A 19463-nucleotide genomic window follows, 5' to 3' on the forward strand; every position below is an offset into this window, starting at 1 on the left:
CACACCGCATTCGGGTATGTTCTGACCACTATCTCTGGGAAGCGTGAAGATGGAGTCCCCCCTGCCCCGCACCAAAGGGCTGACGCCCTCGCTGACCAGTTTCGTCGGCCGTCGCCGGGAGATCGACGAGGCTCGGGCCCGCCTGCAACAGGCCCGGCTCCTGTCGTTGCTCGGTCCGGGCGGGGTCGGCAAGACTCGGCTGGCGGAGGAGATCGCCCTCCGCTCCGCCCGCGCCTTCCGCGACGCCTTCTGCTGGATCGACCTCGCCGTGGTCCGCGATCCCGAGGCGCTCCCGTCGGCTGCGGCCGCGGCGCTCGGCGTCACCGACCAGTCCACCCGTCCCGTGCGGGACAAGATCCTCGATCACCTGCGGGACCGCCACATGCTGATCGTGGTCGACAACTGTGAGCACCTGCTCGACGCGGCGGCCGCGTTCGTCACCACGGTCCTCACCGGCGCACCCGAGGTGCGCGTTCTGGCGACGAGCCGGGAGCCGCTCGGCGTCGGCGGCGAATTCACCTACGTGCTGCCGCCGCTGAGCACCCCGACGGAATCGACCGGCAACCGCGCCGCCGACCTGGCCCTGTTCGAATCGGTCACGCTTCTCGTCGAGCGCACCCAGAGTGTGGTCGCCGAATTCCGGATGACCGACGCCAACGCCGACGCCGTCGCCCAGCTGTGCATCCAGCTCGACGGCATCCCCCTGGCCATCGAACTCGCCGCAACCCGGTTGCGGACCCTGTCCCCCGCCCAGCTCGTCGAACGGCTCGACCGGCGCTTCGCCCTGCTCACCGGCGGCAACCGCGCGGCCGTGCCCCGGCAGCAGACGCTCCGGGCGCTGATCGACTGGAGCTACGAACTGTGCTCCGCACCGGAGCGCACGCTGTGGGCGCGGCTGTCGGTCTTTCCCGGCAGCTTCGATCTCGAAGCCGCCGAGTCGATCTGCGGGGACGAAGACCTTCCCCCGGAACAGGTGATGGATCTGCTCGACGGTTTGGTGTCGAAATCGCTTGTCACGGTCGATCGTTCCGCAGAGGCCTTCCGCTACTCGCAGTTGATGACCGTGCGCGAGTACGGGCACGAGCTGCTCGACGCCGGTGGACGACGGAACGATCTGTACCGGCGGCACCGAGACCACTACCTCGAGCGGGCGCAACGTCACGCGGCGGACTGGTACGGGCCGAGACAATCGGAACTGTTGTCGCGGTGGCGGATCGACCATCCGAACTTCATGGCCGCGCTCGACTGGTCGCTACGGGACGACAGCGACCTGTCGGCCGCGGCCGCCCTCGCCGTGGCGCTTCGGTATCACTGGATCGCGGGAGGCAACCTCTCCCACGGCCGCACCAGGCTCGAGCGGCTTCTGCAACGACTGCCCCGGTCCACTCGCGACCGGGGCCACGTCCTGTGGGTGACCGCGTGGACGGCCCTGATCCAGGGGGACCGGGAGGGAGCCGCACTTCATCTTGCCGAATGCGGATCCATCGCAGCCGAACTGGAAGATGCCGAGTTGCAGGCGCACCACGACCACTGGGCTGCCCTGCACGCCTTGTTCTGCGGACGAACCACCGACGCGATCGATCTCTACGACGCGGCGATCGCCGTTCATCGCACCCGAGGCGATCGCGCAGCAACCCTCACCGCCTTGTTCCAGCTGGCCATGGCCCAGACCTACGACGGCCGGCTCGACGACGCACTCGCCACGTGTGCACACGTGATCCACGTGGCGGACGAGCACGGCGAGCAGTGGAACAAGGCGTACGCCCTGTGGGTTTCGAGCCTGGCCTACTTCCACCTCGGCCGGATCGACGACGCCGTCGACGCCGCGGAACAGGCACTGCACATCCAGCGCGACTTCAAGGACAAGATCTGCACCGCCCTGTCGATCGAACTTCTCGCCTGGGCGGCGGAAGCCGTCGGTCACACCGAGCGGTCCGCCACGCTCTTCGGCGCGGCCAGGGCGGTGTGGCAGCGACTCGGCACGTCCGTCGCCGCCTTCGGTCCCCATATCACGGGTGATTCGGCGCACTGGGAACAGCGGGTCCGACAGTCGCTGGGAGCGAAGAAGTATGCGCGCCTGTCGACACCGCCGGCACACCCGGCCATCGAGCAGGCTGTCGACACGGCTCTCGGGACGCCCGCGGGCGGATCGGCGACCGCGTCACCCACCGCCTCCCCGTTGACCCGCAGGGAAGAGGAGGTGGCCGAACTCGTCGCCCGGGGCCTCAGCAACCGGGAGATCGCGGATCAGCTCGTGATCTCGCACCGGACGGTCGACGGGCACGTCGAACACATCCTGGACAAACTGGGCGTCGGATCCCGCACCCAGGTGGTCGCCTGGGTGCACGCCCGCGCCGCGGGAGCGGCACACGCGCCCGGCTGACGGCCGCCGCGGGACTCGGGGTGCGACGTCGTTCAGCCGCGCGCCGCGATCCGTGCCTGCACCTCCGGCCGGCGCAGCGGCGGCACCGTCGGCGGCGGCTGCCGGCGCGGCGGGAGCCGGTCGAGCAGTCGCATGGTGACGGCCGTGACCTCGGCGACGGCCTCCTCGAACGGTTCGCGGGTGGCGTCGGACAGTTTGTGGACGCCGCTGACCTTGCGCACGTACTGGCGGGCGGCGGCCTCGATCTCCTCGGCGGTCGCTGCCGGCTCGAGCCCGCGCAGCTCCGTGATGTTCCGGCACATGGACCGAGGGTAACCCGGGTCCTCAGCCGAGGCGACCGCCGAGCATGCCGCGCAGCGCATTCAGGCACAGCTCCCGCAGCTGCGTCCCGGTGACCGTGGGGTGATCGTGCCAGTCGACGCACACGCTGCGCACGAGGGCGATCCATCCCTGCACGGCCACCGCGACGAGTTCGCGTTCGTCGTCGGGCGGGGCGAGCGCGTCGAGGATGCGTTCCTGCTGAACGCCGAGTTCGGAGTCGACGATCGCGCGGATACCGGCGTCGGCGGAGTCCGCGGCCCGGTTGACCGCCGCGACGCCCTGCCGGTGCGACGCGACGTAGTCGAGGTAGGCGTCGAGGCCCGCGATGATCCGCTCGGCGACGGTGAGCTGCGGATCCGGTTCGGTGACGGCGAGCAGCCGGTCGGACTCGCGCTGGACGACCGCCGCCATGAAGTCTCGTTTGGTCGGAAAGTAGTGGTACATCAGGCCGCGCGAGACCCCGGCGAGTTCGGCGACCTCCTCGATCCACACGTCCTCGTAGGCGCGCTCGGCGAACAGGCGCGCGCCGATGTCGAGCAGCTGCGCGCGGCGCTGCTCGGGATCGAGTCGTCGGCGGGATCGGGCCACGGACTCAATCTAGTTCTTGACACCCGTCCGTCCCGGCGTAGCGTGATTACTGTACACGGATTCAATAACTGGGGGTCGGAGCATGGCCATGGCCACGTCACGGGTGTTCGACACAGAAATTCCGCGCCCGCCGAAACGTCTCCCCCTCGTCGGCGACGTCCTGGGCATGTCGCTCGAGACCCCGGTGCAGAACTCGATGGCAATCCACAAGGCCCTCGGCCCGGTGTTCGAGCGCACGGCCTTCGGCCGCCGCTTCGTGTTCGTCTGCTCCGGCGAGCTCACGGCCGAGCTGTCCGACGAGAAACGCTTCGCCAAGCACCTCGCGCCGGGTGTGGAGGCCCTGCGCGCGATCGGCGGCGACGGGCTGTTCACCGCCTTCAACGAGGAACCGAACTGGCGCCGCGCGCACGAGCTGCTGATGCCTGCGTTCACCCAGCAGGCGATGCGCCGGTACCACGCCACGATGCTCGACGTCACCGCCCAGCTCGTCGCACACTGGGACCGTACGGCGCGCAGCGGCGGCGACGTGGACATCGCCGCGGACATGACGAAGCTGACGCTGGAGACCATCGGCCGCAGCGGCTTCAGCTACTCGTTCGAGCCGTTCGAGCGTGCGGCGCGGCACCCGTTCGTCGAGGCGATGGTCGGCGGACTCTCGTTCTCGCAGCGCAGCATGCTGCGCACCGTGCCGGTCGTCGGGCGCTTCCTCTTCCCCGCCGCCAAGCGGCAGTACGACCTCGACCGGGCGCACATGCGCGACGTCGTCGACGCGGTGATCCACAGCAGGCGCGACGCCCCCGGCCCCGCCCCCGACGACCTGCTCGAGCTGATGCTGCGGGCGGCACGGGAGGACGATCCCAACAAGCTCGACGAGATCAACATCCGCAACCAGGTGCTCACCTTCCTCGTCGCCGGTCACGAAACAACTTCGGGCGCATTGTCGTTCGCTCTCTACTACCTGATGCGCGACCCACAGGCCTACGCGCGGGCGCGGGCGGAGGTCGAGGAGATCTGGGGCGACGGCGAGCCCGCATTCGAGCAGATCGCCAAGCTGCGCTACGTCCGCCGGGTGCTCGACGAGGCGCTGCGCCTGTGGCCGACCGCGCCCGCGTACGCGCGGGAGGCGAGGGTGGACACCACCCTCGCCGGCCGATACCGGATGCGTGCCGGCGACTGGGTGCTCGTGCTGCTGCCCGCGGTGCACCGCGACCCGGCGGTCTGGGGCGACGACGCCGACGAGTTCGACCCCGACCGCTTCCTGCCCGAACGGGTCCGGGCCCGGCCCGCGCACGTGTACAAACCGTTCGGCACCGGCGAACGCGCTTGCATAGGAAGGCAGTTCGCGCTGCACGAGGCCACGCTCGTGCTGGGAACCCTGTTGCGCCGCTACGACCTGGCGATGGACCCCGCCTATCGGCTGAAGGTGGCCGAACGGCTCACCCTCATGCCGGAGGGACTACACGCCCGGGTGTCCTTGCGGTCCTGAGCCGGCGCCCACCCGTGTCGTAGGCTGAGCCGGGCGGGTGGGAGAGGCCCGCACGGGAGGGAGAAACCATGAGATTCGGTTCCGCAGGCGTCACGGCGGCGGCGCTGTCCACGATCGTTGCGGCCCTGGCCGTCCCGGCGACGGCGCAGGCGGGGCCCACCGCCGACGTCGTCGCGGGCCGGGAGCGGGTGAAGGTGACGGTGCACGGTGTGCCCGTCCATCCGGAGAGCTGCCGTGTCGATCCCGATGCGGACGGCCACACCCGCAGCCTGCCCGTCGAACCGTCCGGTTCGATGGTCGCCCACGGCGTCGCACCCGGACCGCGGCGCGTGCTCGTCTGGTGCCCGGACGGGGGCATCGTCCACGAGCAGATCGTCCACGTCCTGCCCGCCGATCCGCTCGCCGACCTCGCCGACCACGCGTTCCGCACCGCCGGCAGCAGCGACCGGGTCACCGATCCGACCCTGCGCTGACGCGCCGGTGTGTCTCTTGGGCTGCCCTGACAGCCCAAGGGACACACCGGCGGCGCAGCCGCCTGTCTACACCCGCTCGATGATCGTCACGTTGGCGGTGCCGCCGCCCTCGCAGATCGTCAGCAGGCCGTAGCGACCCTCGCGGCGCTCGAGCTCGTTCAGCAGAGTCGCCATCAGCTTGGTGCCGGTGGCGCCGAGCGGGTGGCCCAGCGCGATGGCGCCGCCGTTGACGTTGACCTTGGCCGGGTCGGCGCCGATCTCCTTGATCCAGGCCAGCACGACGGGGGCGAAGGCCTCGTTGATCTCGATCAGGTCGATGTCGTCGATGCTCAGGCCGGTCTTCTCCAACGCATGCTGCGTCGCCGGGATGGGCGCGCTGAGCATGAAGATCGGGTCGTCGCCGCGGGCACTGAGGTGGTAGATCCGGGCGCGGGGCTTCAGGCCGTACTTGCGCACGGCCTCGTCGGAGGCGAGCAGCACCGCCGAGGCACCGTCGGAGATCTGGCTGGCGACGGCGGCGGTGAGCCGGCCGCCCTCGACGAGCGTCGCGAGTGACGCCATCTTCTCGAGGCTCGTCTCGCGGGGTCCCTCGTCGACGGTGGCGTCGCCGAGCGGGACGATCTCGCCCTCGAACCGGCCCTCGGCGATGGCCGCCTTGGCCCGCTCATGGCTCTGCAACGCCCAGCGCTCGAGGTCCTCGCGGCTGAGATCCCACTTGTCGGCGATCATCTCGGCGCCGCGGAACTGCGAGACCTCCTGGTCGCCGTAGCGCTCGGTCCAGCCGGTCGAACCGCCGAACGGGGTGTCGAAGCCGTACTGCTGCCCGACGATCATGGCCGCGGAGATCGGGATCTGCGACATGTTCTGCACGCCGCCGGCGACGATGAGGTCGGCGGTGCCGGACAGGATGGCCTGCGCACCGAAGTGCAGGGCCTGCTGGCTCGACCCGCACTGCCGGTCGACGGTGACGCCGGGAACGTGCTGCGGGTAGCCGGCGGCGAGCCACGCGGTGCGGGCGATGTTGCCGGCCTGGCCACCGATGGCGTCGACGCAGCCGAAGACGACGTCGTCGACGTCGCTCGGGTCGATGCCGGTGCGGTCGACGATCGCCTTGATCACGTGCGCGCCCAGGTCGGCCGGGTGGACGGCGGACAGGCCGCCGTTCTTCTTGCCGATCGGGGTGCGTACCGCGTCGACGATGTATGCCTCGGTCATGAGGGACTCCTAGTCGGTTCCGGGGAAGGTCGGTTCAGGGGTTGGCAAGTCCGTCGAGCACGATGGACAGGTACTGCTGCGCCACCTTGTCGGCGGTGAGGGTGCCGCCGGGCCGGTACCAGCGCACGGCCACCCACACGGTGTCGCGCAGGAACCGGAAGACGAGTTCGACGTCGACGTCCGGCCGGAACGTGCCGTCGGCGATGCCGCGCTCGATCACCCCCACCCACAGGTTGCGGAATTCGGTGTTGAGGTCGGAGATGTAGGAGAACCGCTCGTTCTCCACGAGCCGCTTGGCCTCGTCCTGGTAGATCGCGACCGCGGCGTGCGACTTGTCGATCGATTCGTACGACGCGGTGATGAGCGCCTCGAGGGTGGCGCGGGAGTCCGCCCCCGAGGCGACGATCTCGCGGTAGCGGCCGAACAGGTCGTCGAGGAATCCCCGCAGGATCTCGTCGACCATCGACTCCTTGGAGTCGAAGTGATGATAGAGACTGCCCGACAGGATGCCCGCGGCGTCGGCGATGTCGCGCACGGTGGTGGCACGCACCCCGCGCGAGGCGAACAGCTGAGCGGCGATATCGAGCAACTCGGCGCGACGCCCGGACTTGGCAGCATCGTCTCTGGGAGGAGTCATGGAGGCATCCTTTCAGGCTGCCGTGCGCGGTTCCGGTGGCGGCGGCTACCGGAACCGCGCACGGGTCAGGCCCTCTGCGAGGAGATCGAGACGACCTCGCCGGTCAGGTACGTGGTGTAGTCGCTGGCGAGCATGGCGATGGTCGCGGCGATCTCCCAGACCTCCGCGGCCCGCCCGTACGCCTCGTCGGCGGCGAGCCGGTCGAGCAGGTCCTCGCTGGTGACCTTCGCGAGGAAGGCGTGCCGCGCGATCGACGGGGCGACGGCGTTGATCCGGACCCCGTACTCGGCGGCCTCGATCGCCGAGCAGCGGGTCAGCGCCATCACGCCGGCCTTGGCGGCCGCGTAGTGCGCCTGCGAGTGCTGCGCGCGCCAGCCGAGCACCGAGGCGTTGTTGACGAGGACGCCGCCGTGGCCGGCCGACCGGAAGTAGCGCAGCGCGGCGCGGGTGGCGCGGAAGGTGCTGGTGAGGGTGATGTCGAGGACGCGGTCCCACTGTTCGTCGGTCATGTCGACCACCGGGGTCTCACCGCCGAGGCCGGCGTTGTTGACCAGCACGTCGATGCGCCCGAGCCGGTCGGCGGCGCCGGTGATCAGCGCGTCGACCTGCTCGGTGGAGGAGACGTCGCACACGAGGGCGTCGACCTGCTGCGACGGGAACTCGGCGGCGAGCTTGTCGACCGTCTCCCCGAGCCGACGCTCGTGGAAGTCCGAGACGAGCACGTCGCCGCCCTCGAGCAGGGCGCGACGGGCGGTCGCGAAACCGATGCCGGTGCCGGCGGCGGCGGTGACGACGACCTTCTTGCCGGCGAGCAGGCCGTGGCCCGGGGTCTCGACGGGCGGCGTGGCGAGGGGGGAAGTGGTCACGGACGGGCCTCTCGGGGAAGGCCGAGCACGCGCTCGGCGATGATGTTGCGCTGGACCTCGTTGGATCCGCCGTAGATGGTGTCGGCGCGGGTGAACAGGAACAGCCGTTGCCACTCGGCGAGCTCGAGATGCTCGGGATCCGAGAGCACCGACGGGTTGCCGGCATGGTCGTGCTCCGGCCCGACGAGCGAGGCCGGGCCCTGCACGTCCATCGCGAGCTTGCCGAGGTCGCGGTGCCAGTTGGCCCACAGCAGCTTTGCCACCGACGCCTGGCCGGGGTCGGCCTCGCCGAGGGTGCGCACGGCGTGGGCGCGCATCACGCGCAGGCCGATGCGGGCGCGCGCGATCCGCTCGCGAATGTGCGGATCCTCGGCGGCACCGTTGGATGCGGCGAGGTCGGCGACGCCCTGCAGCTCACGGGCGAAGCCGATCTGCTGGCCCAGGGTGGAGACGCCGCGCTCGAAGGTGAGCAGTCCCATCGCGACCTTCCACCCGTCGCCGGGGGCGCCGACGACGAGGTCGGCGTCGGTGACGGCGTCGTCGAAGAAGACCTCGTTGAACTCGGAGGTGCCGGTGAGCTGCTGGATGGGCCGGACCGTGACGCCCGGTTGATCGAGCGGCACGAGCAGGAAACTCAGGCCATGGTGCCGGGAAGAGCCGGGTTCGGTGCGGCAGACCACGAACGCCCACTGTGCGACGTGCGCGAGGGACGTCCACACCTTCTGGCCGTTGATGATCCACTTGCCGTCCTCGAGCCGGGCGGTGGTGGCGACGTTGGCCAGGTCGGAACCGGCGCCGGGCTCGGAGTAGCCCTGGGCCCACAGTTCGGTGACGTTCCGGATGCCGGGCAGGAAGCGGCGCTTCTGGTCCTCGGTACCGAAGGCGACGAGGGTGGGCCCGAGCAGTTCCTCGCCGAGGTGATTCACGCGGGCCGGCGCGTTCGCCTTCGCGTACTCCTCGTGGAAGATCACCTGCTGTTCGAGGGTGGCGCCGCGTCCGCCGTACTCGGCCGGCCAGCCGATGCAGGTCCATCCGGCGGCGGCGAGATGCCGGTCCCAGGCCAGGCGCTGCTCGAAGTACTCGTGCTCGCTGCCCGGGCCACCCTTGCCCTTCAGCTCGGCGAATTCGCCGGTCAGATTGTCCTCCAGCCACTGCCGGACGGTGGCGGCGAACGCGGCGTTGTCGAAACCCGTGTCGTCCAGTCTCTCGCTCTGATGCACGTCTGTACGATAACCTACCAAGCACTTGCTAGGTAGGGAGCTCCGTGACCGCACAACCGAGAACCACACCGGCGGCCCTCGAACGCGCCGCATCGGCGCACGCCGACCGGACCGCGATCGTCGACGGCGACGTGCAACCGACGTTCGCACAACTGCGCGACCACGTCCGCGAATTCGCCGCCGCCCTCGTCGCCCACGGCGTCGGGCCCGGCGCACGCGTCGCGATCTGGTCGCCCAACACGCACCACTGGATCGTCGCCGCGCTCGGGATCCACTGGGCCGGCGGCATCGTCGTCCCCGTCAACACCCGATACACCGGCGACGAGGCGCACGACATCCTCGACCGGATCGACGCCGGCGCCCTCGTCGTTGCCGGGGACTTCCTCGGCACCGACCGGTACGCGGCCCTGCGCGCCGCGGCGCCGGAACTGCACCTTCCCACCGTCGTGCGGGTCCCGCTGGGTGGGACCGATGCCCCCGCCGACGGCGTGGTGGACTGGGACGAGTTCCTGGCCTCGGCGACGGAGGACGCGCGCGCCGAAGCCGACGCCCGCGCGCGGGCCGTCTCCCCCGACGACGTCTCCGACATCCTGTTCACCTCCGGCACCACCGGGCGCAGCAAGGGTGTGCTCAGCGCCCACCGGCAGCTGATCGGGGTCGCCCGGGCGTGGGCGGACTGCGCCGAACTCACGCCGGACGACAACTATCTCGTCATCAACCCGTTCTTCCACAGCTTCGGATACAAGGCCGGTTTCGTCGCGGCGCTGCTCGCGGGCAGCACCGTCGTGCCGATGGCGGTGTTCGACGTCGAGAAGGTGATGGCCACCGTCGCCGACCGGCGGATCAGCGTGCTGCCCGGGGCGCCGACGATCTACCAGAGCATCCTCGACCACCCCCGCCGCGACGAATTCGACATGTCGTCCCTGCGGATCGCGGTCACCGGGGCCGCACCCGTGCCCGTCGCGCTCGTCGAACGCATGCAGAACGAACTGAGCTTCGACGCGGTGCTCACCGCGTACGGGCAGACCGAGGCCGTGGTCGCGACGATGTGCCGCACCGACGACGATCCCGTCACCGTCTCCACCTCCTCCGGCCGCGCCACCGCCGACTTCGAGGTCCGCATCGGCGACAAGGGCGAGATCCTGCTGCGGGGCCCCAACGTGATGCTCGGCTACCTCGACGACCCGGAGGCCACCGCCAAGACGATCGACGCCGACGGCTGGCTGCACACCGGCGACGTGGGCACCCTCGACGAACGCGGCTACCTCGACATCACCGACCGGCTCAAGGACATGTACATCAGCGGCGGGTTCAACGTCTATCCCGCCGAGATCGAGGCGGCGCTGATGCGTCTGCCCGGCGTGCACGAGGTCGCGGTCATCGGTGTGCCCGACGAGCGCATGGGCGAGGTCGGCCGCGCGTACGTCGTCGCCCTCGAGGGCAGCGGCCTGACCGAGGAGGCCGTGATCGCGTTCTGCAAGGAGAAGCTGGCCAACTTCAAGGTGCCCCGCTCGGTCCGCTTCACCGGGCACCTGCCCCGCAACCCGTCCGGCAAGGTTCTGAAAAACATTCTGCGTGAGGAGAAGTCATGACCGTCCCCTACGAACCCGACGTCGTCACCTACGAGGTGCGCGACGGCGTCGCGATCGTCACCCTCAACCGGCCGGACTACCGCAACGCGCAGAACTCGGTGATGACCTACGCCCTCGACGCCGCGTTCGAACGGGCCGTCGAGGACGACGAGGTGAAGGTGATCGTGCTCGCCGGCAACGGCAAGCACTTCTCCGCCGGCCACGACCTGGGGACCCCCGGGCGTGATCACCACGTGCACTACGACAACAAGGCCGTCATGTGGTGGGACCACGTCGACAAGCCCGGCGGCGACCAGCGCTACGCCCGCGAGATGGAGGTGTACCTGAGCATGTGCCGCCGCTGGCGGGAGATCCCCAAGCCGACGATCGCGATGGTGCAGGGCGCGTGCATCGCCGGCGGCCTCATGCTCGCCTGGGTGTGCGACCTGATCGTCGCGTCGGAGGATGCGTTCTTCTCCGATCCCGTGGTGCGCATGGGCATTCCCGGAGTGGAGTACTTCGCCCACCCGTGGGTCCTCGGCACCCGCTTCGCCAAGGAGATCCTCTACACCGGCGACCGCTTCGGCGCCCAGCGCGCATACGAGGTCGGCATGGTCAACCGCGTCGTGCCGCGCGAGAAGCTCGAGGAGGAGACCCTCGCCCTGGCCGCGCGTATCGCCGAAATGCCACGGTTCGGCCTGGCCCTGACCAAGCGCGCCGTCAACCAGTGCGAGGACCAGATGGGCATGCGGAACGGCATGGACTCGGTGTTCGGCCTGCACCACTTCGCCCACGCCCACAACGCCGAGGTCGGCACCGACTCCCTCGGCGGCATGAACGCCAAGTCGATGGCGGCGAGCGCCCGCCCCTCCCCCGCGAGCAACGCGGGCCCCACGGCCCAGGACGGAGCGAAGTAGTGGATCTCGAGTTCGACGACGCAACCCTCGCCTTCCGCGACGAGGTCCGCGCGTTCCTCGCCGAGCACGTCCCGCAGACCCCACTGAAGTCGATGGACACCGCGGAGGGCTTCGAAGAGCACCGGCGGTGGGAACGCACCCTCGCCGACGCCCGGCTGTCCGTGGTGTCCTGGCCCGAGGAACTCGGCGGCCGCGACGCCTCGCTGCTGCAGTGGGTGGTGTTCGAGGAGGAGTACTACCGCGCCGGGGCACCCGGACGCGTCAGCCAGAACGGCATCTTCCTGCTCGCCCCCACCCTGTTCGAGCACGCCCACCCCGACCAGCTCGCCCGCATCATGCCCCGCATGGCGCGCGCCGACGACATCTGGGCACAGGCCTGGTCCGAACCCGAGTCCGGCAGCGACCTCGCGTCGCTGCGCTCGACGGCCACCCGCGTCGACGGCGGCTGGCTGCTCAACGGGCAGAAGACGTGGAGCTCCCGGGCGTCCTTCGCGGACATGGGCTTCGGCCTGTTCCGCTCCGACCCGGAAGCGCAGCGGCACAAGGGCATCACGTACTTCATGTTCGACCTGCGCGCGGAGGGCGTCACCGTCCGGCCCATCGACCAGCTCGACGGCGAGCCCGGCTTCGCCGAGATCTTCCTCGAGGACGTGTTCGTGCCCGACGACCCCGCCGACCCCGGCGCGTCCGGGGTCATCGGCGGCGTGAACGAGGGCTGGCGGGTCGCGATGAGCACCGCCTCCAACGAGCGCGGCCTGTCGCTGCGCTCCCCCGGGCGGTTCCTCGCCACCGCCGACCGGCTGCTGCAGCTGTACAAGTCGTCGGATCTGCACGGCGACGCGGCCCTGCGCAACCGCGTCGCCGACACCTGGATCGGCGCGCGCGCCTACGAGTTGTCCACCTGGGGCACGGTCACGCGATTGCAGGACGGCGGGCAGCTCGGCGCGGAGTCGTCCATCAACAAGGTGTTCTGGTCGGAGTGGGACATCGCCGCCCACGAGACGGCGCTCGATCTGCAGGGCGCCGCCGCCGAGCTGGTCGACGGCTGGACGGACGGCTACCTGTTCTCGCTGTCCGGCCCGATCTACGCCGGCACCAACGAAATCCAGAAGAACGTCATCGCCGAGCGCCTGCTCGGCCTCCCGAAGGGCGACCGATGAGATTCGCGCTCGACTCCTCCCACGAGGACTTCGCGTCCAGTATCGATGCGCTGCTCGCCAAGTCCGACATGCCGGCCGTGATCCGCGCGTGGAGCGCCGGCGACACCGGCCCCGGTCTGAAGGTGTGGCAGCGTCTCGCCGAGATCGGGCTCGGCGGCCTGCTCGTCGGCGAGGACCACGACGGCGTGGGTGCCGACGCGGTCGACCTCGTCGTCGCCGTCGAACAACTCGGCCGCCACGCCGTGCCGGGCCCGGTCGTCGACACCGTCGCCGTCGCCCCGGTGCTGCTCGCGGCCGCGGCGCCGGACCGGTTGCCGGCCCTGACCTCCGGCGCGCTCGCGACAGTCGCCGCCGCTCCGGACGTGCCGTTCGCGGTCGACGCCGACATCGCCGACCTGGTGCTGCACGTCGACGGCTCAGCCGTGTCCGTCGGCACCCCCGGGCAGCCGCGCGAGTCCGTCGACCCGGCCCGCCGGCTGTTCCCCGTCTCGGCGGGAGAGTCGTTGGGTGAAGCCGACTTCGGCGCCGCGTTCGACCTCGGCGCGCTCGCCACCGCGGCGCAGCTGCAGGGGCTCGGCCGGACGCTGCTCGAGCGCACCACCGAGTACGCGCAGCAGCGCCGGCAGTTCGGCCGGGCCATCGGCTCCTTCCAGGCCGTCAAGCACCACCTCGCCGAGGTGGCCGTCGCGCTGGAGATGGCCCGGCCGCTGCTGCACGGCGCGGCGCTGTCGGTGCGCGACGGGCTGCCGCAGGCGTCGCGGGACGTCTCTGCCGCCAAGGTCGCATGCGGCGACGCCGCCTACCGTGCGGCCCGGACCGCGCTGCAGGTGCACGGCGCCATCGGCTACACCCGGGAACACGATCTGTCGCTGTGGCTGACGAAGGTCCGCGCCCTCGTCACCGCATGGGGCACGCCCGACGTGCACCGGGCGCGGATCGTCGACGCGCTGGAGGCGTCGTGACGTTCGAAACCGAGGACCGCGCCGCGCTGCGCGAGTCGGTGCGCAACCTGCTCGCCAAGCACTCCGACTCGTCGGCGGTGCGCAAGGCGATCACCGCGCCCGAGGGCTACGACGCCGGCCTGTGGGAGCGGATGGTCGAGCAGATCGGGGTGGCGGCGCTCGCCGTGCCCGAGGACTACGACGGGGTGGGCGCCTCGCTCGCCGAGACCCACGTCGTGCTCGAGGAACTCGGCCGGACGCTGACGCCGTCACCGATGCTCGGCTCGGCGGTGCTCGCGGCGCAGGCGCTGCTGCTGTCCGGCGACACCGAAGCATGCGCGCGGCTGCTGCCGGGCATCGCCGCCGGGGAGATCGCGGCCGTGTGCTGGGCCTCGGGGGCGGGCTGGTCGTCGCCGGGGGTGACCGCGACCGGCGACCGACTCGACGGCACCGCGCACTACGTGCTCGGCGGAGACGTCGCGAGCACCCTGCTGGTGCTCGCGCGCGACGGGGACGCCGTCGCCCTGTTCGGGGTGGATCCGGACGCGACCGGCGTGACCCGGCGCCGGGTGCCGACGATGGACCCGACCCGCAGCCTCGCGCAGTTGCGGTTCGACGGGGTGACCGGACGGCCGCTCGCGTGCCCGGAGGATCTCGTGGACCGGTTGCGCACCGTCGCGCTGATCGCGCTGTCGGCCGAGCAGGTCGGTGCGGCACAGGCCGCGCTGGATCTGACCGTGGAGTACACAAAGAACCGCAAGCAGTTCGGCCGCGTCATCGGGTCCTTCCAGGCGCTCAAGCACCGCATGGCCGACATGTACGCGCTGGTGGAGACCGCGCGCTCGATGTCGTACGCGGCGGCGCTGTCGCAGGATACGCAGGACGCGTATGCGGCGAAGGTGTACTGCTCGGAGGCGTTCGAGCAGGTGGCCGCGGAGACGATCCAGTTGCACGGGGGCATCGCCATCACGTGGGAACACGACGCGCAGCTGTACTTCAAGCGCGCCCACGGCACCGCCCAGCTGTTCGGGCAGCCGCGCGAGTTCCTGGCCGCGATCGGAATGTGACGCCCGCGTGCCCGAGCGAATGAACCATCGCGTCGGCCTGATCGAGTGAGGGGTACATTCGCTCGGGCCGCGGGGCGATCCGGCAGTCGTTAGCCTGGGACGATGAGCACTCCCGTGATCACGCTGAATTCCGGAACCACCATCCCGCAGCTCGGCCTGGGAGTCTGGCAGGCCACCAACGAGCAGACCGAACACGCCGTGCGCTTCGCCCTCGACGAGGCCGGCTACCGGCACATCGACACCGCCGCCGCGTACGGGAACGAGGAGGGCGTCGGGCGCGGTATCGCGGCCTCCGCGGTCCCGCGGGAGGACGTCTTCCTCACCACGAAGCTGTGGAATGCCGACCAGGGCTACGACCGGGCACTGCAGGCGTTCGACGAGAGCCTCCGCCGCCTGGGCACGGACTACGTCGACCTGTACCTGATCCACTGGCCGTTGCAGGACAACGACCGGTTGCTGCGCACCTGGGACGCACTCGAGAAGATCGCCGGGTCCGGCCGGGCAAAGGCGATCGGCGTGTGCAACTTCGAGCCGCACCACCTGCAGCTGCTCGTCGATCGCGGCGGCATGCTGCCCGCCGTGGACCAGGTGGAGCTGCACCCGCACCTGCCCCAGCAGGAGATCCGCGCCTTCGCGGCCGACCACGGTATCGCCGTCGAATCGTGGAGCCCGCTGGGCGGTACCAGCAATTCCGGGTGGGGGCGCGATTCCAAGCCGAACACGCTGCTGATCGATCCGATCATCACGCGCATCGCGGACCGGCACAGCAAGTCCGCGGCCCAGGTGCTGATCCGCTGGCACCTGCAGAACGGCCTGATCGTGATTCCGAAGTCGGTCCACGACGCGCGGATCGCGCAGAACTTCGACGTGTTCGACTTCGAACTCGACGACCTCGACCTAAGCGAGATCGCGACCCTCGACGACGGCACGCGCGTCGGCATGCACCCGGACGAGATGAACATCGGCGCGCCGGACTGACGGACGATCCCCGCACGGGCAGCCGCGCCCCTCGGCACGCGGCTGCCCGTTTCCGGGCGTATTCGCCGATCACCTTGCGCTTCCAGGACGCAGCACAAATAGTAGAACACGTTCTCATTCAGGACCCGGCCGGTCGCGGGTTCGCGATCGGTTCGCGCAGAGGGGCAGGACGTGACGACACACATGATCTCGGGCACCCCGATCGAGATGCCGGTGCGGATTCGGACCGCGACGGCATTCATGGCGATGTACTCGGTGCCCGCCGCCCCGGCTCGGGCCCTGATCGATCACACGGGACTCGAACTGCTGCACCACCGCCCGGGGCGCGGTATCTGCATCCTGGTGTTCGTGGACTACGTCGACGGAGATCTCGGACCCTACAACGAGTTCGGCGTGTGCTTCCTCGTTCGTGACCATCGCCGGCGCGGCGGTACCGTGCTGCAGGATCTGCGGGAACTCGCCCGCGGCGGCGCCGGCGCCCTGATCCATCAACTGCCCGTCGACGGCGAGTTCACCCTGGCGGCAGGACGGGGAATCTGGGGGTTCCCCAAGATCCTCGCCGACTTCGACGCCGACCACGCCGGCGCCGTCAAGCGCGCGTCCGTGAGCCGGGACGGGCAGCTGATCGCGGAACTGTCGGTGCGCCCGGGCCTCGCGGTTCCCGGGCGTGGTGCCGCCGCCTCCGTCACGGCCTACTCCCATCTGGACGGGATCACCCGGCGCACCGGATGGGCGATGAATCCCGCCGGCGTGCGCAGCCGCGTCGGCGGTGCCACCCTGCGCCTCGGAACCCACCCCATCGCCGGCGAACTGCGCGCGCTGGGGCTGCCCCGGCGCGCGCTGCTCACCTCGTCGATCCCCCGTCTGCAGATGACCTTCGGAGACGCCGAACCGATCTGATCCGGCCTTCGGGTTTCGGCGCCCGTCGCAGCGGGCACCCACCGAGTCGAAGACACAATCGATCGGTGAGGTCACCATGATCAACAACAGCGACATCGATGCACTTGTCGGCGCCACCGTCTACGGACCCGGCGGCGACAAGCTCGGCAAGGTCGGCGAGGTCTACCTCGACAACCGCACCGGGAACCCTGCTTGGATCACCGTCGTCACCGGCCTGTTCGGCACCCGTCGGCATTTCGTGCCGATCGACGTCGCCGAGCTGGACGGCAAGGACATCCGTCTGCCGTTCGACAAGGACACGGTGACCGGCGCCCCGAACATCGACGAGGACGGCCGTCTCACCCCCGAGGAGGAGACGCAGCTCTACCGCTACTACGACAGGGCGGATACCGACACCGACACCGGTCGCGCACCGGACGTCGACCGGACACCCGACGCCGATCGGCTGCGCGACACCGACCGGACGCCGGACACCGACCGGACACCCGACGCCGATCGGCTGCGCGACACCGACCGGACACCGGAGACCCATCGGACGCCGCAGGGAGGCGCGCCGGGTGTGTCCACCTCGGCTCCGCCGTCGGCCACACCGTCGCATCCCGGTGGCACCGGTGACACAACGCAACACGGCGCCCCCTCGCCCGGCCCGCGACTCCACAAGCGGGTCGTGACCACCGAGTACTACGTCGACGAGGGCGCCCCCGGCCAGCACCCCGACCAGGAGGACCGACGATGATCGAACGCGAGCCTGCCGGTGCCAGTGCCGCCGGCCGCGACCCCGTTCCCGGCCGCGACCCCGTTCCCGGCCGCGAGCGCGTGGTCACGGACGACCGGGTGACGGACCGCACCACCGCCGCCGCGCCCTTCGAGGAGCGGGTGACGACGAAGCCGGCCAAGACGAGTGTGGCCGCCGCCCTCGCACTCGCCGTCGGCACCGCCGCCCTGGTGTGCGTGCTCTCGCTCGTCCTCTCCCCCGTGGGTCTGGTGCTGTCCGTCGTCGGGCTCGTGCTCGGCATCGTGGGTCTTCGCGCGGCACGTCGACTGGGCGTGACCGGGCGCGGCGTCGCCATCGCGGGCATCGTGCTCAGCATCGTCTCGCTCGTGCTGTCGATCGCCTACGTGGCGGGTGTGGTGACGGTGCTCAACAACGACCGCATGGTCGAGCAGCTCGAACAGCAACTCGACCGGGCCCGCGACCAGCTGCCCGACAGCATCCAGGTGCCCCAGCCCGGCGAGTAACCGTCCGGCCGGCCGTGCCGGCCCCCTAGAGCCAGGTGTCCTCCGAGGTACTGGTGAGAAACGCCTCGAGGTCGTCGCGCCAGGGGGCCGGCACGGTCTTGTCCGGCTCGATGCCGGTGTACTGGCCGCGATAGAACAACAGCGGCCGCTCCTTCTCGTCGCGCACCTCGCTGAGCGAGGACACCCGTCCGAACACCACCCAGTGGTCGCCGCCGTCGTGCACGGTCTCGACGGTGCAGTCGATGTGCGCCAGGGATCCGGTCAGGACGGGCGAGCCGAGCGGCGACGGGCGCCACTCGACGCCGGCGAACTTGTCCGGCTCCCGGGACCCGAACCGGGCGCACGTGTCCTGCTGCTCCTCCGCGAGCACGTTGACGCAGAAGCGCCCGGATCGTTCGATCGCGGTCCACGACCGCGACGTCCTCGTCGGGCAGAACAACACCAGCGGCGGGTCCAGCGACAGCGCCGCGAACGACTGGCAGGCGAATCCCACCGGCTCGCCCGCGTCGACGGTGGTGATGATCGTGACCCCCGTGCAGAACTGGCCCAGCACGTTCCGGAAGACCCGGGGGTCGATCCCACCGTCGTCGGCGGTGGTCACGGCTGCATCCCCACGCTGAAGTCGTGACCCCACAGGCTGACCGCTGTGGACTCCCGGGCGATCCACTCCTCGTCCTTGACCTGCCTTCCCTCGCAGCCGAATTCGACGTCGAAGCCACCCGGGGTCTTCATGTAGAACGAGAGCATGAGGTCGTTGACGTGCCGGCCCAGCGTCGCCGACATCTTCACCTTCCGGCGCAGCGCCCGGTCCAGGCACAGCCCGACGTCGTCGGCGTTCTCCACCTCGATCATCAGGTGCACGATGCCACTCGGCGTGGGCATCGGCAGGAACGCCAGGCTGTGGTGCCGTGGGTTGCACCCAAAGAAGCGGAGCCAGGCCGGTTTCCCGTCGGCCGGGCGGCCCACCATCTGTGGCGGCATGCGCATCGAGTCCCGCAGCCGGAAGCCGAGGACGTCGCGGTAGAAGTGCAGGGCCTCCTCGTCGTCGCGGGTGGACAGGACGACGTGCCCGAGTCCCTGCTCGCCGGTGACGAACCGATGCCCGTACGGGCTGACCACGCGGCGGTGCTCGAGCGCCACCCCATGGAACGCCTCGAGGGTGTTGCCGGACGGGTCCTGGAACACGATCAGCTCGTCCACACGACGGTCGGCGAGCTGCTCGGCCGTGCCCTCCTTGAACGGGACCCCGGCGGCCGCGAGGTTGTCGCGCACCTCCTGCAGCTCAGCGGCGTTCGCCGTCTCCCAGCCCGCGACCAGCAGCCGGTCGCTCTCGTGCGGCTCGATGATCAGCCGGGCCGGGAAGTCGTCCATCCGCAGGTACAGGGCGTCCGGGTGGACACCCTTGCCCTCCACCATGCCGAGCACCTTCAGCCCGTACTCGCGCCAGGCGTCCATGTCGGTGGCGCCGATGCGCAGATACGCGAGGGATCGGATACCCATG

Annotated in this window: 20 protein-coding genes; 12 read left to right on the forward strand and 8 right to left on the reverse strand. The window is 70.4% G+C overall.

What is annotated here, in order from left to right; genetic code table 11:
- Nucleotides 1–49 precede the first annotated feature (49 nt).
- Nucleotides 50–2383, forward strand: a complete 2334-nt coding sequence (locus tag A4U64_RS20710) for an ATP-binding protein (protein WP_198163319.1) — start codon at nucleotides 50–52, stop codon at nucleotides 2381–2383.
- Nucleotides 2384–2415: 32 nt separating this feature from the next.
- On the opposite strand, the gene A4U64_RS20715 is transcribed toward A4U64_RS20710, so the two are convergent.
- Both A4U64_RS20715 and A4U64_RS20720 read right to left on the reverse strand, forming a co-directional pair.
- Nucleotides 2416–2685 carry a DUF2277 family protein gene (locus tag A4U64_RS20715; RefSeq protein ID WP_006937792.1) on the reverse strand — a complete coding sequence of 90 codons (270 nt, stop codon included), beginning with the start codon at nucleotides 2683–2685 and terminating at the stop codon, nucleotides 2416–2418.
- Between the two features lie 22 nt (nucleotides 2686–2707).
- A complete protein-coding gene (locus A4U64_RS20720; protein WP_065923054.1) occupies nucleotides 2708–3292 on the reverse strand; it encodes a TetR/AcrR family transcriptional regulator in 585 nt (194 codons plus the stop codon).
- A gap of 88 nt (nucleotides 3293–3380) precedes the next feature.
- Here A4U64_RS20720 and A4U64_RS20725 point away from each other — a divergent pair, with 88 nt between their 5' ends.
- Nucleotides 3381–4778 (forward strand): cytochrome P450, encoded by a 1398-nt coding sequence (locus A4U64_RS20725; protein ID WP_006937788.1) that lies wholly within the window; start codon nucleotides 3381–3383, stop codon nucleotides 4776–4778.
- A gap of 68 nt (nucleotides 4779–4846) precedes the next feature.
- Complete coding sequence (locus A4U64_RS20730) at nucleotides 4847–5251, forward strand: hypothetical protein (protein ID WP_065923055.1); 405 nt, start codon at nucleotides 4847–4849, stop codon at nucleotides 5249–5251.
- A gap of 66 nt (nucleotides 5252–5317) precedes the next feature.
- Here A4U64_RS20730 and A4U64_RS20735 read toward each other — a convergent pair whose 3' ends face one another.
- From A4U64_RS20735 to A4U64_RS20750, 4 genes are all read right to left on the reverse strand, one after another.
- Nucleotides 5318–6466, reverse strand: a complete 1149-nt coding sequence (locus tag A4U64_RS20735) for an acetyl-CoA C-acetyltransferase (protein WP_065923056.1) — start codon at nucleotides 6464–6466, stop codon at nucleotides 5318–5320.
- A gap of 34 nt (nucleotides 6467–6500) precedes the next feature.
- A complete protein-coding gene (locus tag A4U64_RS20740) occupies nucleotides 6501–7103 on the reverse strand; it encodes a TetR/AcrR family transcriptional regulator (protein ID WP_006937783.1) in 603 nt (200 codons plus the stop codon).
- A gap of 65 nt (nucleotides 7104–7168) precedes the next feature.
- The gene (locus tag A4U64_RS20745) at nucleotides 7169–7969 is read right to left on the reverse strand and encodes an SDR family oxidoreductase (protein ID WP_006937781.1); all 801 of its coding nucleotides are present in this window, start codon (nucleotides 7967–7969) and stop codon (nucleotides 7169–7171) included.
- Nucleotides 7966–9189, reverse strand: a complete 1224-nt coding sequence (locus tag A4U64_RS20750) for an acyl-CoA dehydrogenase family protein (RefSeq protein ID WP_006937778.1) — start codon at nucleotides 9187–9189, stop codon at nucleotides 7966–7968. The genes A4U64_RS20745 and A4U64_RS20750 overlap by 4 nt, the downstream gene beginning before the upstream one ends.
- Nucleotides 9190–9233: 44 nt before the next feature.
- Between A4U64_RS20750 and fadD3 the strand changes: the two genes are divergently transcribed.
- The 9 genes from fadD3 to A4U64_RS20795 all read left to right on the forward strand — a co-directional run bounded on the left by fadD3 (nucleotide 9234) and on the right by A4U64_RS20795 (nucleotide 17962).
- Nucleotides 9234–10781, forward strand: a complete 1548-nt coding sequence (gene fadD3 / locus A4U64_RS20755; protein WP_065923057.1) for a 3-[(3aS,4S,7aS)-7a-methyl-1,5-dioxo-octahydro-1H-inden-4-yl]propanoyl:CoA ligase — start codon at nucleotides 9234–9236, stop codon at nucleotides 10779–10781.
- A complete protein-coding gene (locus A4U64_RS20760) occupies nucleotides 10778–11677 on the forward strand; it encodes an enoyl-CoA hydratase (RefSeq protein WP_006937776.1) in 900 nt (299 codons plus the stop codon). The genes fadD3 and A4U64_RS20760 overlap by 4 nt, the downstream gene beginning before the upstream one ends.
- Complete coding sequence (locus A4U64_RS20765; protein WP_006937775.1) at nucleotides 11677–12837, forward strand: acyl-CoA dehydrogenase family protein; 1161 nt, start codon at nucleotides 11677–11679, stop codon at nucleotides 12835–12837. The genes A4U64_RS20760 and A4U64_RS20765 overlap by 1 nt, the downstream gene beginning before the upstream one ends.
- Complete coding sequence (locus A4U64_RS20770; protein WP_006937774.1) at nucleotides 12834–13799, forward strand: acyl-CoA dehydrogenase family protein; 966 nt, start codon at nucleotides 12834–12836, stop codon at nucleotides 13797–13799. The genes A4U64_RS20765 and A4U64_RS20770 overlap by 4 nt, the downstream gene beginning before the upstream one ends.
- A complete protein-coding gene (locus tag A4U64_RS20775; protein WP_065923058.1) occupies nucleotides 13796–14845 on the forward strand; it encodes an acyl-CoA dehydrogenase family protein in 1050 nt (349 codons plus the stop codon). The genes A4U64_RS20770 and A4U64_RS20775 overlap by 4 nt, the downstream gene beginning before the upstream one ends.
- A gap of 102 nt (nucleotides 14846–14947) precedes the next feature.
- Nucleotides 14948–15823: an aldo/keto reductase gene (locus A4U64_RS20780; RefSeq protein ID WP_029540948.1), complete on the forward strand. Its 876-nt coding sequence runs from the start codon at nucleotides 14948–14950 to the stop codon at nucleotides 15821–15823.
- 183 nt (nucleotides 15824–16006) lie between these two features.
- The gene (locus tag A4U64_RS20785; RefSeq protein ID WP_043797523.1) at nucleotides 16007–16723 is read left to right on the forward strand and encodes an acetoacetate decarboxylase family protein; all 717 of its coding nucleotides are present in this window, start codon (nucleotides 16007–16009) and stop codon (nucleotides 16721–16723) included.
- 76 nt (nucleotides 16724–16799) lie between these two features.
- Entirely contained in the window at nucleotides 16800–17459 is a 660-nt protein-coding gene (locus A4U64_RS20790) for a PRC-barrel domain-containing protein (RefSeq protein ID WP_065923059.1), read from the forward strand.
- Nucleotides 17456–17962, forward strand: coding sequence for a DUF4190 domain-containing protein (locus A4U64_RS20795; protein WP_065923060.1), 507 nt, complete (start codon nucleotides 17456–17458; stop codon nucleotides 17960–17962). The genes A4U64_RS20790 and A4U64_RS20795 overlap by 4 nt, the downstream gene beginning before the upstream one ends.
- 25 nt (nucleotides 17963–17987) lie before the next feature.
- Here A4U64_RS20795 and hsaB read toward each other — a convergent pair whose 3' ends face one another.
- The gene (gene hsaB / locus A4U64_RS20800; protein ID WP_065923061.1) at nucleotides 17988–18563 is read right to left on the reverse strand and encodes a 3-hydroxy-9,10-secoandrosta-1,3,5(10)-triene-9,17-dione monooxygenase reductase subunit; all 576 of its coding nucleotides are present in this window, start codon (nucleotides 18561–18563) and stop codon (nucleotides 17988–17990) included.
- Nucleotides 18560–19462: an iron-dependent extradiol dioxygenase HsaC gene (gene hsaC / locus A4U64_RS20805; protein ID WP_006937760.1), complete on the reverse strand. Its 903-nt coding sequence runs from the start codon at nucleotides 19460–19462 to the stop codon at nucleotides 18560–18562. Before hsaC ends, hsaB begins: the two co-directional genes overlap by 4 nt.
- Between the last annotated feature and the right edge of the window lies 1 nt (nucleotide 19463).

This window comes from Rhodococcus sp. WB1, assembly GCF_001700945.1.
GTDB lineage: Bacteria > Actinomycetota > Actinomycetes > Mycobacteriales > Mycobacteriaceae > Rhodococcus > Rhodococcus aetherivorans.

Excerpts from the sequence above, each read along its gene's own strand:
- A4U64_RS20710 (WP_198163319.1), top strand. The coding sequence starts at position 50 with ATGGAGTCCCCCCTGCCCCGCACCAAAGGGCTGACGCCCTCGCTGACC.
- A4U64_RS20715 (WP_006937792.1), bottom strand. The coding sequence starts at position 2,685 with ATGTGCCGGAACATCACGGAGCTGCGCGGGCTCGAGCCGGCAGCGACC.
- A4U64_RS20725 (WP_006937788.1), top strand. The coding sequence starts at position 3,381 with ATGGCCACGTCACGGGTGTTCGACACAGAAATTCCGCGCCCGCCGAAA.
- A4U64_RS20730 (WP_065923055.1), top strand. The coding sequence starts at position 4,847 with ATGAGATTCGGTTCCGCAGGCGTCACGGCGGCGGCGCTGTCCACGATC.
- A4U64_RS20735 (WP_065923056.1), bottom strand. The coding sequence starts at position 6,466 with ATGACCGAGGCATACATCGTCGACGCGGTACGCACCCCGATCGGCAAG.
- A4U64_RS20740 (WP_006937783.1), bottom strand. The coding sequence starts at position 7,103 with ATGACTCCTCCCAGAGACGATGCTGCCAAGTCCGGGCGTCGCGCCGAG.
- A4U64_RS20760 (WP_006937776.1), top strand. The coding sequence starts at position 10,778 with ATGACCGTCCCCTACGAACCCGACGTCGTCACCTACGAGGTGCGCGAC.
- A4U64_RS20770 (WP_006937774.1), top strand. The coding sequence starts at position 12,834 with ATGAGATTCGCGCTCGACTCCTCCCACGAGGACTTCGCGTCCAGTATC.
- A4U64_RS20780 (WP_029540948.1), top strand. The coding sequence starts at position 14,948 with ATGAGCACTCCCGTGATCACGCTGAATTCCGGAACCACCATCCCGCAG.
- A4U64_RS20785 (WP_043797523.1), top strand. The coding sequence starts at position 16,007 with ATGATCTCGGGCACCCCGATCGAGATGCCGGTGCGGATTCGGACCGCG.
- A4U64_RS20790 (WP_065923059.1), top strand. The coding sequence starts at position 16,800 with ATGATCAACAACAGCGACATCGATGCACTTGTCGGCGCCACCGTCTAC.
- A4U64_RS20795 (WP_065923060.1), top strand. The coding sequence starts at position 17,456 with ATGATCGAACGCGAGCCTGCCGGTGCCAGTGCCGCCGGCCGCGACCCC.
- hsaC (WP_006937760.1), bottom strand. The coding sequence starts at position 19,462 with ATGGGTATCCGATCCCTCGCGTATCTGCGCATCGGCGCCACCGACATG.